General features: G+C 42.2%; 11 protein-coding genes. 8 read left to right on the forward strand and 3 right to left on the reverse strand.

Annotated features, from left to right (window positions below; all coding sequences use genetic code 11):
* Positions 1-112: 112 nt before the first annotated feature.
* A complete protein-coding gene (locus IQO02_RS09805) occupies positions 113-532 on the reverse strand; it encodes a secondary thiamine-phosphate synthase enzyme YjbQ (RefSeq protein ID WP_010434207.1) in 420 nt (139 codons plus the stop codon).
* 326 nt (positions 533-858) lie between these two features.
* Here IQO02_RS09805 and pgi point away from each other — a divergent pair, with 326 nt between their 5' ends.
* Positions 859-2,511 carry a glucose-6-phosphate isomerase gene (gene pgi, locus IQO02_RS09810; RefSeq protein WP_016787894.1) on the forward strand — a complete coding sequence of 551 codons (1,653 nt, stop codon included), beginning with the start codon at positions 859-861 and terminating at the stop codon, positions 2,509-2,511.
* 139 nt (positions 2,512-2,650) lie between these two features.
* Here pgi and IQO02_RS09815 read toward each other — a convergent pair whose 3' ends face one another.
* Positions 2,651-3,112, reverse strand: coding sequence for a chemotaxis protein CheX (locus tag IQO02_RS09815; RefSeq protein ID WP_009847897.1), 462 nt, complete (start codon positions 3,110-3,112; stop codon positions 2,651-2,653).
* Between the two features lie 17 nt (positions 3,113-3,129).
* Positions 3,130-3,588, reverse strand: coding sequence for a zinc uptake transcriptional repressor Zur (gene zur, locus IQO02_RS09820; RefSeq protein WP_010434215.1), 459 nt, complete (start codon positions 3,586-3,588; stop codon positions 3,130-3,132).
* A gap of 314 nt (positions 3,589-3,902) precedes the next feature.
* On the opposite strand from zur, the gene dusA reads away from it, so the two are divergent.
* The 7 genes from dusA (at position 3,903) to IQO02_RS09855 (ending at position 11,107) form a co-directional block, all read left to right on the forward strand.
* Positions 3,903-4,883 (forward strand): tRNA dihydrouridine(20/20a) synthase DusA, encoded by a 981-nt coding sequence (dusA, locus tag IQO02_RS09825; protein ID WP_010434217.1) that lies wholly within the window; start codon positions 3,903-3,905, stop codon positions 4,881-4,883.
* A gap of 275 nt (positions 4,884-5,158) precedes the next feature.
* Positions 5,159-5,380 carry an envelope stress response protein PspG gene (pspG, locus tag IQO02_RS09830; protein WP_010434219.1) on the forward strand — a complete coding sequence of 74 codons (222 nt, stop codon included), beginning with the start codon at positions 5,159-5,161 and terminating at the stop codon, positions 5,378-5,380.
* Positions 5,381-5,515: 135 nt separating this feature from the next.
* A complete protein-coding gene (locus tag IQO02_RS09835) occupies positions 5,516-6,187 on the forward strand; it encodes a TIGR04219 family outer membrane beta-barrel protein (protein WP_010434222.1) in 672 nt (223 codons plus the stop codon).
* 204 nt (positions 6,188-6,391) lie between these two features.
* Entirely contained in the window at positions 6,392-6,622 is a 231-nt protein-coding gene (locus IQO02_RS09840) for a hypothetical protein (RefSeq protein WP_004735813.1), read from the forward strand.
* Positions 6,623-6,745: 123 nt separating this feature from the next.
* On the forward strand, positions 6,746-8,611 hold the full coding sequence (locus IQO02_RS09845; RefSeq protein ID WP_102282713.1) for an assimilatory sulfite reductase (NADPH) flavoprotein subunit: 1,866 nt from the start codon (positions 6,746-6,748) through the stop codon (positions 8,609-8,611).
* Positions 8,611-10,338, forward strand: a complete 1,728-nt coding sequence (gene cysI / locus IQO02_RS09850; protein WP_016796224.1) for an assimilatory sulfite reductase (NADPH) hemoprotein subunit — start codon at positions 8,611-8,613, stop codon at positions 10,336-10,338. Before IQO02_RS09845 ends, cysI begins: the two co-directional genes overlap by 1 nt.
* Positions 10,331-11,107: a phosphoadenylyl-sulfate reductase gene (locus tag IQO02_RS09855; protein ID WP_102282714.1), complete on the forward strand. Its 777-nt coding sequence runs from the start codon at positions 10,331-10,333 to the stop codon at positions 11,105-11,107. The genes cysI and IQO02_RS09855 overlap by 8 nt, the downstream gene beginning before the upstream one ends.
* Positions 11,108-11,842 lie beyond the last annotated feature (735 nt).

The raw sequence follows: 11,842 nt of genomic DNA on the forward strand, positions 1-11,842 counted from the left end.
CGGCCTACAGTAGGCCAAATACTATCTTGATAAGAGTGGTCGTGGAAACACACCACTCTTTTTGTATTAAAAAGGCACTGTTTTTATTAATAAAATCTTGCTTTCAAATGGTCTACTCACCTTGAATAGTCGCAATCACTGTGCGGCTGCCACCACAATCACGGTGTTCACCCAAGTATATTCCCTGCCATGTTCCCAAAGCTAAACGACCGTTGGTTATCGGAATTGTCACACTGGTGCCAAGTGTCGATGCTTTAATATGAGCAGGCATGTCATCATCACCTTCATAGGTGTGTCTGTAATAAGCGGCTCGCTCGGGTACGAACTTATTGAAGTGTGATTCCATGTCGCGGCGAACCGTCGGATCGGCGTTCTCGTTGAGTGTGAGGCTGGCAGAAGTATGTTGAAGAAAAAGATGTAATAAACCAACAGATAGAGAATTGATATCGTTTATCTGTTGTTCAATTTCATCAGTAATGAGATGAAATCCACGCTTTCGTGCATTTAGGTGTATAGTCTTCTGAATCCACATACGCCATCCTTTATAATGTGTTTGGAAAAAAAGTGGTTTAACGCTATCTTTTGAACTTGAATTTATCAGCTATCGCTCACATTTAATTATGTTAGAGCCTGAGTCAGCATCGATCTCTCTATCAGGAAATCGAATCCTGATTTATCTCAAGGTGGCGCTCTTCATATACGGCATAATACGTCGTGAAAAAAAATTACAAAGAATCTTTCAGTGGTGATGCGGTCTGGTCATCATAGAAAAATATAAACTTTCGCCTAATCGGGGGTTCTATTCATCACTTAGGTGACGTCTAGAATAAAACCTACAGTAATATCGGGATAGATACCATGTTGAAAAATATCAACCCAACGCAAACACAAGCGTGGAAAGCTCTAACTGCACATTTTGAGTCTGCTCAAGATATGGATATGAAAGAACTATTTGCTCAAGATGCAAAGCGTTTCGAGAGCTTTTCTACTCGTTTCGGTTCGGACATATTAGTGGATTACTCTAAGAACCTTATCGACGCTGAAACGATGCAGCACCTATTTGCTCTTGCAAATGAGACTGAAGTTAAGTCTGCAATTGAAGCTATGTTTAGCGGTGATGCAATCAACAAGACTGAAGGTCGTTCAGTACTTCACACTGCTCTACGTAATCGTAGCGATAAGCCAGTAATGGTTGATGGCAAAGACGTAATGCCAGCAGTTAATGCAGTACTAGCAAAAATGGAACTGTTCACACACCGTATCGTTTCTGGTGAGTGGAAAGGTTACACCGGTAAAGAGATCACTGATGTTGTCAACATCGGTATCGGCGGTTCAGACCTTGGTCCATACATGGTGACTGAAGCACTAACGCCATACAAAACGCGTCTAAACATGCACTTTGTTTCGAACGTAGATGGTACTCACATTGTTGAGACACTTAAGCCTCTGAATCCAGAAACAACGCTATTCTTAGTGGCATCTAAAACATTTACCACTCAAGAAACAATGACGAACGCGCACTCTGCACGTGATTGGTTCTTGGCTGAAGCAGGTGACAACGCGCACGTTGCTAAACACTTCGCTGCACTATCAACTAACGCAACTGCGGTCGCTGAGTTTGGTATTGATACTGACAACATGTTCGAATTCTGGGACTGGGTTGGTGGTCGTTACTCACTATGGTCTGCGATTGGTCTGTCTATCTCTCTTTCTATCGGCTTCGATAACTTCGTTGAGCTATTAGATGGTGCTCATGAGATGGATAACCACTTTGCTTCAACTGAATTTGAAAGCAACATTCCTGTTATCCTTGCGCTTATCGGCGTTTGGTACAATAACTTCCACGGCGCTGAGTCAGAAGCGATTCTACCTTACGATCAATATATGCACCGTTTTGCGGCTTACTTCCAACAAGGCAACATGGAATCGAATGGTAAATTTGTTGACCGTGACGGCAATCCAGTAGAATACCAAACTGGTCCTATCATCTGGGGTGAACCAGGTACAAACGGTCAGCACGCTTTCTACCAACTGATTCACCAAGGCACTAAGCTGATCCCATCAGACTTTATTGCTCCTGCTATCAGCCACAACCCAGCATCTGATCACCACCAGAAGTTGATGTCTAACTTCTTTGCTCAAACTGAAGCGCTTGCTTTCGGTAAGACAAAAGAGACAGTAGAAGCTGAATTCCTAGCGGCAGGCAAAACAGCAGAAGAAGCAGCTGAACTTGCGCCTTTCAAAGTGTTTGAAGGTAACCGTCCAACGAACTCAATTCTTGTTAAGCAAATCACTCCTCGCTCTTTAGGTAACCTAATCGCGATGTACGAGCACAAGATTTTCGTTCAAGGCGTAATCTGGAACATCTTCAGCTTCGACCAATGGGGTGTAGAGCTTGGTAAGCAACTAGCAAACCAAATTCTTCCAGAGCTTGCTGACGATGCTCAAGTAACCTCTCACGACAGCTCAACAAACGGTCTAATCAATGCATTTAAAGCGCTTAAAGCTTAAGACTGTTTAAGTAACACCAAGTAATAACTGTAAACGCCAACCTTTCGGTTGGCGTTTTTTATGTCCGTTGGTTTTACGGCAATAAAAAAGGCTGACGTATATACGTCAGCCTTTCGTTTTTTTATTTACTCGATTGTCTCTATTCGAAACAGATCTCGATGAAGGCATTACCCCATTGAGATGAGAAAGGCATGATGATGATTGCTCCTTCACATTTGTGACGGATAGTATGTCCTTTGCCTGAAACGACGATTGGCGTGGCCATATCGAAGTCAAAGCCGCTTTCTGCAAGAATACGTTTTGCACCGCCAGTCACCATGTTGGTGATTTCACCGACCATATCAGTGACTTCTTCGTTCAAGCCGTTTGGGCGTTCACCTAGCATGTTTTCCATGATTTCAAGAGCGAGACCCTCATCGAAGGTGATCGACATTGAACCACGAGATTGTGTACCCACCATGCCAATTAGGCCGGATACATCACCACGAGCGATCTCATCTTTCTTAACTCTTGGTTTTTGTGGCTTTAATTCTAGAGAAGCCATCGTTTTTAATACGTTCATCAAAGAAGCTAAAAACGGGTTTACAAATTCAGCGCGCATAATGTTCTTCTATAATCTTATTCTTTCATATCGGAGGAGCAAGTTTGGCAAATGCCATGCGATTCAATGACTTGATTTGTCAATTGGAAACCGTGCTTCTCAGCGTTACTAGCGAGTAGAGTAACAAGCGCATCGTCTTGCAGTTCTACCACTGTGCCACATTTATCGCAGATCAGTAGTTGAGAGAAATGTTTATGGGCATTGCAAGAACAGCAGCATATAAAGCTATTGGTTGACTCAACTCGGTGAATGAAACCTTGTTCCAGCAAGAAATCCAAAGCGCGATAAACAGTAGGTGGCTTGGCTTGCGGTTCACTGACTTTCAACTGCTCTAATAATTCATAAGCACTGGAGGCTTTTTTATTAGAGAAAATGAGCTCAAACACTCGCTTTCTCTGAGGCGTTAATCTAACTCCTCGCGATGCGCATATCCCTTCAACTTGCTCTATTAATGTGTGGTCCAAATTTTTCACCATTCAATCGGACATCCCTATTCAAACCCTATTTCTAGGTTACTACGTTTTGGGAGCCAATGATTTCTATTAAAGTCAGGTACAGAGCGTATTGTGACCTACGACTTTGAATAAGACAAGGTAACTCAAAATGACAGTGTGACTCAAGGCATAACTGATTAGTGAGGCTGAATTAGAGGTTTGGTGAATAGGTTTAAATAAAAAATGTGAGGTAAAGTTCATATAGCACAAACTGAGCATAGCATTTACAATAGCCGACCTTGCTTTTGCTGGGTATTCCAGCATATTTTTTTGACTCGCTACCAGGGTACTTTACCATGACACATTCATGTAGATTGTCTGTCGCTCCAATGCTCGATTGGACTGACCGCCACTGTCGTTACTTTCACCGTTTGCTTTCTCAGCAGACTCTTCTGTACACGGAAATGGTAACAACAGGCGCGATCTTACATGGTAAGGGCGACTTTCTAGAATACAACGAGCAAGAACATCCTCTTGCACTTCAACTCGGCGGTTCAAACCCGGTTGATCTTGCTGCTTGTGCCAAACTTGCTGGTGAGCGTGGTTACGATGAAGTAAACCTAAATGTAGGTTGTCCTTCAGATCGAGTTCAGAATGGTCGCTTTGGTGCGTGCTTAATGGCTGAACCTGAGCTGGTGGCAGATTGTGTGTCTGCGATGAAAGAAGTCACTGATATTCCAATTACCGTGAAAACACGTATTGGTATCGACGACCAAGACTCTTATGAGTTTTTAACTAAGTTTGTTTCGACGGTTTCTGAAAAAGGCGGCTGTGAGCAATTTACTATTCATGCTCGTAAAGCATGGTTGAGTGGTCTTAGCCCGAAAGAGAACCGAGAGATTCCACCGCTAGATTACGATCGTGCATACCAAATCAAGAAAGACTTCTCTGATCTTGTGATTGCAGTGAATGGTGGCGTTACTACTCTGGAGCAAACTAAAGAGCACTTGCAACACCTTGATGGTGTGATGATCGGCCGTGAGGCTTACCATAGCCCGTTTATCTTGGCTGAAGTCGATCAGCAGATCTTTGGTTTAGACACGCCGATCAAGAAGCGCTCACAAGTGGTTGAAGAAATGTACCCGTACATTGAACGTGAGCTTTCAAATGGTGCAAGCTTAGGACACATCTCTCGTCATATGCTTGGTTTGTTCCAAAGTATGCCGGGCGCAAGACAATGGCGCCGCTACATCAGTGAAAACGCACATAAGAAAGGTGCAGGTATCGAAGTGATGCAGACAGCATTGGCTAAGATCCCTAAAGAGCTAAACGTATAACCTCCCTCGAGGTGAAAAGTTCGAGCTTAAAAGCCCAAGCTGAAAACCAAGCTTAAAAAGTAAAGGTTAAAAAGTTAAGCTTAAAAACCTAAGGCTAAATTCGCCACTAGAGGCTAAATTTGCCATTGATAGTTTCTTTAAAAGCCACGCATTTAGATGTGTGGCTTTTTATTTGTCTGATAAGTAAGGGTTTTATTGATTTCACTAACTTGGTATGGAAGCTGCAATGTTAGATAGTAGGAAAGATAGGTCATTAACTCATTAGGGAGACCATTATGTTTGAATTAATCTTTGTTCTTATTTTCGTCGCAACTCTACTTGTCACTGGTATCACGTTTATGACGGTATTGGCTGCAACCGGAATCGCGTTAGCCGTTATGTTGGTCTTAGGTATGATGGGGGTTGTGTTTAAGTTGCTGCCTTGGTTAATTGTGATTGCATTGGGTATCTGGTTTTTCAAAAACTTTGTACACAGTTCTAACCAAAGACGTTACTAAGGTCATGGTGTCGTCAAATCTTTGATCGTCATCGGTTTATCGTTTGAGAATTTAAGATGTGTGATAGAATTTTCCCCAATAATCTATGAATGTGCATACAATTAGCACAACGATATGGAATTGGAGCTATCTCAAATGAATAAAATGCCATTAATTGCTTTAGTGGGAATGCTATCTTTAAGTTCGGCAGTGTCTGCTGAAGAAGAGTTTTCTTACACGGCTAAAGTCGGTGCCGATATGTGGTGGGGAAGTACAAAGCTAAACGAAGTTAGACAGAGCGATGATTCTAATTCTCCTTCGTTGTATTTCGCATTTGAGCATAATGCCCCAATGCTACCAAACGCTAGTTTTCGCTACACCTCTGTTGATGCGGATTCATTGGCCTTCGATAAGTACGATTACACCTTCTATTACACATTGTTAGATCATAAGCTAATGAACTTTGACGCGGGTGTGACATTTACTCAGTACTCGAACTCTAACTATATTGAACCAAAAGCTACTGATGCAAAAACATCAACCTTTGATGAGTTTACTTGGAGTTTCTACGGCAACGCAGAGATCAATGTTCCTGATACCAATTTCGATATCATTGGTACGATGGAGTTCGGTGATAGCAGTGGCATCAAGAGTACTGACTTGATGGCGGGTGTTCAGTACCGAATTCCTGTATCAGAATCTGAGATTGCCTTGCGTGGTGGTTACCGTGTTATCGATCTAGACTCGGATGAGTTTTTTAGCTCTGAACTAGGCAAGAGCTTTGTTATGGTTGACGGTTGGTTCGCAGGCGCTGAAGTGCGTTTTTAGGCTACTAAAGCTAATTTTAAAGAGCATCTAAAACGAATTTTAGGAACGCCACTTTGTTAAGTGGCGTTTTTTATATCTATTGGTTATATATCTTTCTGGAATTAGTTAGCACATTCGTCACTTTCGACCATCCTTACTACAGAGTTCTAATTAGCGTCTATTCTTATAAGGTCTATGTTGTGAGGTCAAAGCAAGGGATGGTGTATGACACTCAATGAATTAAGAAATTTATATAGAGAAAACTTGTTAGTTGAAGCGATCATAGAGCCCTCAATTCAAGAAGGGTCTTGGGTTGTGGAGTTTCGCCATATGGGAGGTGGCTTTGTTCTGCTCACTGATGTCCATGGTGAAGAGTGCCATTATGCAGATTTAGATCTGGCTTCTAAGTCGGCAATGGCGGTTGGCTTTCAGCAAGTGCGGATTGAAAATCAGTAAGTCAATTTATGGTTCAATCGGTTTTTACTTCCAAAAAGTTATAAAACATACTTTTCTATTCTTTCTTGTTATTAAAAGTAGTGGTTAATCTATCGTCACGCAATGATTAGGGATGTCGTGACCATGTCTTTAAATAAGAAAGAGTCTTCACAAAATAATAATGCACAGTCTGGGGCTAATGAGCTACCTGGGCTAGCAGCACCACTTAATGACCAACAATTGGGTCATCTTCAACAATCGGTTTCTGAGTTATCTTCGCAACAACTGGCTTGGGTCAGTGGTTATCTTTGGGGTGTGAGTCAAGCTCAGCCTGTAGGTGCAGCCGCGCCAATCGCTCAAGCCGCCGCTGCAGTAGCCACTAAACCTGCGGGTAAGTTAAGTATTATCTTCGCTTCTCAAACGGGTAATGCTAAAGGTGTTGCTGAATCGCTTGAGGCAGAAGCAAAGGCTTTAGGTATTGCTGTCGAGCTTTTTGACGCAAGTGACTATAAGGGCAAGAACTTAGCCAAAGAGACACACGTCATTTTCGTTGCTTCAACCAATGGCGAAGGCGAAGCCCCAGATAACGCTATTGAGTTACACGAGTTTCTACAATCGAAGAAAGCGCCGAAATTATCAAACCTACAATACGGTGTTATTGGTTTAGGTGATTCAAGTTATGAGTTCTTCTGCCAAACCGCGAAAGATTTCGATAACTTCTTAGCTAAGCTTGGTGCTAAATCGTTTGTTGATCGTCTTGATTGCGATGTTGATTACGAAGCATCGGCAACAGAGTGGCGTGCTAAAGCATTAGAGCAAGTAAAAGAGACACTATCGACAGGCACTGAAGCCGATGTCGTTCAGTTACCAGTTGGTCAAGTGGCCGCGGGTCATTCGCAATACACCAAACAAAACCCATACACAGCCACATTACTGACGAGTCAAAAGATCACGGGTCGCGACTCTGGTAAAGATGTTCGTCATATCGAGATTGATCTTGATGAGTCAGGTATTACTTATCAACCTGGTGATGCGTTAGGTGTATGGTTTGAAAACAGTTCAGAACTTGCCAATCAGATCCTTTCTAAGGTTGGGTTATCTGGTATCGAAAGTGTCGATGTAGATGGTCAAAACTTATCTCTCCATAGTGCTCTAGTGAGTAAATTCGAGATTACGTCATCAAACCCTCAATTTGTGACTAAGTTTGCCGAGTTATCTGGCAGCAAAAAGTTAATCAAGCTGGTGGAAGATAAAGACAAGCTTCGTGAATATGCGGGTAATACTCAAATTGTCGATGTTTTAGCTGAAAAGAAAACCAAGCTATCAGCTGATGAGCTAATCGGTCTTCTACGTAAGTTAACGCCACGTCTTTATTCTATTGCATCAAGTCAAGCTGAAGTAGATGAAGAAGTTCACTTGACGGTTGGTCTGGTTGAATACCAAAAAGGTGATGAATCTCGTTTAGGTGGAGCGTCAAGTTTCTTAGCTCAACGCCTAGAAGAAGGTGGTGAAGTTAAGGTGTTTGTAGAGAACAACAATAACTTCAAACTGCCACAAGACGACAATACACCAATCATCATGGTTGGTCCTGGCACTGGTATTGCTCCATTCCGTAGTTTCGTTCAAGAGCGTGAAAACAATGACGCTCAAGGTAAGAGCTGGCTGTTCTTTGGTGACCGAACCTTTACTCAAGATTTCTTATATCAAGTTGAATGGCAGAAGTACCTTAAGTCTGGTGCGCTAACCAAGCTTGATGTGGCATTTAGTCGTGACCAAAAAGAAAAGGTTTATGTTCAAGATCGATTAATTGAACAGGCAGAGCAGGTTTGGCAATGGCTTCAAGAAGGCGCGTACTTCTATGTATGTGGCGATGCGACTCGAATGGCAAAAGATGTCCATGAAGCGTTAGTTACGATAGCGGAAAAATATGGCAATCAGAGCCGCGAACAAGCTGAACAATATATTAATGATTTACGTAAAGCGAAACGTTACCAAAGGGATGTGTACTAATGAGCAAGCAAGTAATAGAGCAAGAAGTGCTAGGTCAAGTACTGGGACCTTTGGCTGACAACGAGCGTTTAAAGCGTGAAAGTAAAAATCTTCGCGGTACGATTGAACAAGATCTTCAAGATAGAATTACGGGTGGCTTTACTGCTGATAACTTTCAGTTGATCCGCTTCCACGGTATGTATCAGCAAGATGATCGTGATATTCGTAACGAGCGTGCAAAGCAAAAACTAGAACCTTTGCATAATGTAATGCTACGTGCTCGTATGCCAGGTGGCATTATTACTCCTAAACAGTGGTTGGCGATTGATAAGTTTGCAGATGAAAGTACCTCTTATGGTTCTATCCGTCTTACAACCCGTCAAACTTTCCAGTTTCATGGTGTGTTGAAGCCGAACATTAAGTTAATGCACCAAACCCTAAACAATATCGGTATTGATTCGATTGCGACAGCGGGTGACGTAAACCGAAATGTTTTGTGTACGACAAACCCGGTTGAATCTGAGCTCCACCAAGAAGCTTATGAGTGGGCAAAAAAAATCAGTGAACATCTATTACCTAAGACTCGTGCTTACGCAGAAATTTGGTTAGATGGTGAAAAGCTAGCAACAACGGACGAAGAACCTATCTTAGGTAGCAACTACTTACCACGTAAGTTCAAGACGACGGTTGTAATTCCTCCACAGAATGACGTAGATGTTCATGCTAACGATCTTAACTTCATCGCGATTGCTAAAGACGGAAAGCTGGTGGGCTTCAACGTCTTAGTTGGCGGTGGTCTTGCAATGACGCACGGCGATACTTCTACTTACGCGCGCAAAGCTGACGATTTTGGTTTTGTGCCATTAGATAAAACGTTAGATGTAGCAGCGGCGGTGGTAACGACTCAGCGTGACTGGGGTAACCGTTCGAACCGTAAGAACGCAAAGACCAAATACACACTAGACCGTGTTGGTATTGATGTATTCAAAGCAGAAGTAGAAAAACGTGCAGGCGTTGAGTTTTCTGAAAGCCGTCCTTATGAGTTTACTGGCCGTGGCGATCGTATCGGTTGGGCGGAAGGCATTGATGGTAAGCACCACTTAGCGTTATTCATCGAAAATGGTCGTTTACTTGATTTCCCTGGGAAAGCGCTGAAAACAGGTGTTGCTGAAATAGCGAAGATCCACAAAGGTGACTTCCGCATGACAGCGAACCAAAATCTCATTGTTGCAGGTGTGCCTAAGAGCCAAAAGGCAAAAATTGAAAAGCTGGCACGTCAATACGGTTTGATGGATGATGCCGTTTCCGAGCAGCGTAAAAACTCAATGGCCTGTGTGGCATTCCCAACATGTCCTTTAGCAATGGCAGAAGCTGAGCGTTTTCTTCCTGAGTTTGTAACGGATGTTGAAGACATTCTAAAGAAGCATGGATTACCAGAGGAAGATAATATCATCCTTCGTATCACGGGTTGTCCAAACGGTTGTGGTCGTGCAATGTTGGCTGAGCTGGGGTTAGTCGGTAAGGCTCCGGGGCGTTACAACATGCACTTAGGTGGCAACAAAGCCGGAACTCGTATCCCGAAGATGTATAAAGAGAACATCACTTCAGCTCAGATCTTAGAAGAGATTGATTCGCTGGTGGGACGTTGGGCTACGGAACGTAACGACAATGAAGGGTTCGGTGATTTTACAATCCGAGCTGGCATCATCGAAGAGGTGATAATTTCAAAGAGGGATCTGCATGCATAATTCTGTCACTTCAAAGCTGAAGTTAGCAGAGCTACTCGCATTGACTAAGACGGAGCAAATACTTCGTCTTGGACAAATTAATGTTGAGTTAGAACAGCTAACGGCATTAGAAAGAGTTAAGTGGGCTTTAGACAATTTAGAAGGGACACATGTGGTGTCTTCTAGTTTTGGAATCCAAGCGGCTTTGATGTTGCATTTAGTTACTCAGGCGAAACCAGATATTCCGGTTATTCTGACGGATACTGGATATTTGTTCCCTGAAACATATCGATTTATAGATGAGTTAAGTAAGACGTTGACTCTGAACCTTCAAGTATTTCGCGCACAACAGAGCCCTAATTGGCAAGAAGCGCAATATGGCAAACTTTGGGAACAAGGAATAGAAGGGATAGAAAAGTACAACAAGCTTAATAAAGTTGAACCGATGAGAAGAGCGCTGGATGAGCTTGAGGCTGGAACATGGTTTTCTGGTTTAAGAAGAGAGCAATCTCAATCGCGCGCGAACCTACCAATTTTATCCATCCAAAATGGTGTGTTTAAATTCTTACCGGTAATCGATTGGACGAATAAAGATGTTCACTATTACTTAGAAGAGCATAGTCTCAGTTATCACCCGCTTCGAGATCAGGGTTACCTTTCTATTGGTGATACACACACAACTAAGAAATGGGAACCGGGCATGACTGAAGAGGAAACCCGTTTCAATGGATTAAAACGAGAATGTGGCCTTCATGAGGATGATGGAGAGCAATATGGCTCTGGGATTTAAACTCATTGCTATTCGAAAAGCTGCCATAAGGCAGCTTTTTTAGTTTCTAGGAGATGAAATTAGAACAATTGTGGGTAAGTCTGTGGTTATTATGTAGTTAGTTTGTAGTTAAAGTTGCAAAAATAAGGGTTTGGGTGTTTATTCGTCATGTAATCGTTATTTTTGCATTTTTCTTTAATAAACACTTGCCAATGTGAGGAACATCTCTATAATGCCGCCTCACTGACACGGTAGACGCCATAAGGCTTCAACGAAGAATGTTAGTAAGGCTACTAGCTTTGAGTGATTATTTACTCCTACTTTTAAAAAAGTAGAAATTAATTTTCAAAAGTGTTTGACACTGAGAATTAAATAGCTAGAATGGCCGCCTCTTCCGAAGTGATGCAAATCACAACGAAGAGAAGCTCTTTAACAATTTAAACCTATCAATCTGTGTGGGCACTCGTTGATGAATATCAAAACGTTTTATCCTTTGGATAAAACAGTTACTTCGGTAACACAATGATTTCAATGAACTGAGTGACCAATACGTTTAACTACTTTCTCTTGTAGAAAGAAATTATTCGGCACAGTCAATTCATTACCATTCTGTTGGAATGGTAATAGCTTTAAAATTACACTCTTTATTTATAAAGAATAGTTTTGAAGTCAGTATTCGTTGAGTCACAAAATCTTAAATTGAAGAGTTTGATCATGGCTCAGATTGAACGCTGGCGGCAGGCCTAACACATGCAA

This window comes from Vibrio sp. OPT24, assembly GCF_015163545.1.
Lineage (GTDB): Bacteria > Pseudomonadota > Gammaproteobacteria > Enterobacterales > Vibrionaceae > Vibrio > Vibrio cyclitrophicus.

Bases quoted from the DNA above. Each gene is read 5' to 3' on its own strand.
- IQO02_RS09805 (WP_010434207.1), bottom strand. From the start codon at position 532: ATGTGGATTCAGAAGACTATACACCTAAATGCACGAAAGCGTGGATTT.
- pgi (WP_016787894.1), top strand. From the start codon at position 859: ATGTTGAAAAATATCAACCCAACGCAAACACAAGCGTGGAAAGCTCTA.
- IQO02_RS09815 (WP_009847897.1), bottom strand. From the start codon at position 3,112: ATGCGCGCTGAATTTGTAAACCCGTTTTTAGCTTCTTTGATGAACGTA.
- zur (WP_010434215.1), bottom strand. From the start codon at position 3,588: ATGGTGAAAAATTTGGACCACACATTAATAGAGCAAGTTGAAGGGATA.
- dusA (WP_010434217.1), top strand. From the start codon at position 3,903: ATGACACATTCATGTAGATTGTCTGTCGCTCCAATGCTCGATTGGACT.
- pspG (WP_010434219.1), top strand. From the start codon at position 5,159: ATGTTTGAATTAATCTTTGTTCTTATTTTCGTCGCAACTCTACTTGTC.
- IQO02_RS09835 (WP_010434222.1), top strand. From the start codon at position 5,516: ATGAATAAAATGCCATTAATTGCTTTAGTGGGAATGCTATCTTTAAGT.
- IQO02_RS09840 (WP_004735813.1), top strand. From the start codon at position 6,392: ATGACACTCAATGAATTAAGAAATTTATATAGAGAAAACTTGTTAGTT.
- IQO02_RS09845 (WP_102282713.1), top strand. From the start codon at position 6,746: ATGTCTTTAAATAAGAAAGAGTCTTCACAAAATAATAATGCACAGTCT.
- cysI (WP_016796224.1), top strand. From the start codon at position 8,611: ATGAGCAAGCAAGTAATAGAGCAAGAAGTGCTAGGTCAAGTACTGGGA.
- IQO02_RS09855 (WP_102282714.1), top strand. From the start codon at position 10,331: ATGCATAATTCTGTCACTTCAAAGCTGAAGTTAGCAGAGCTACTCGCA.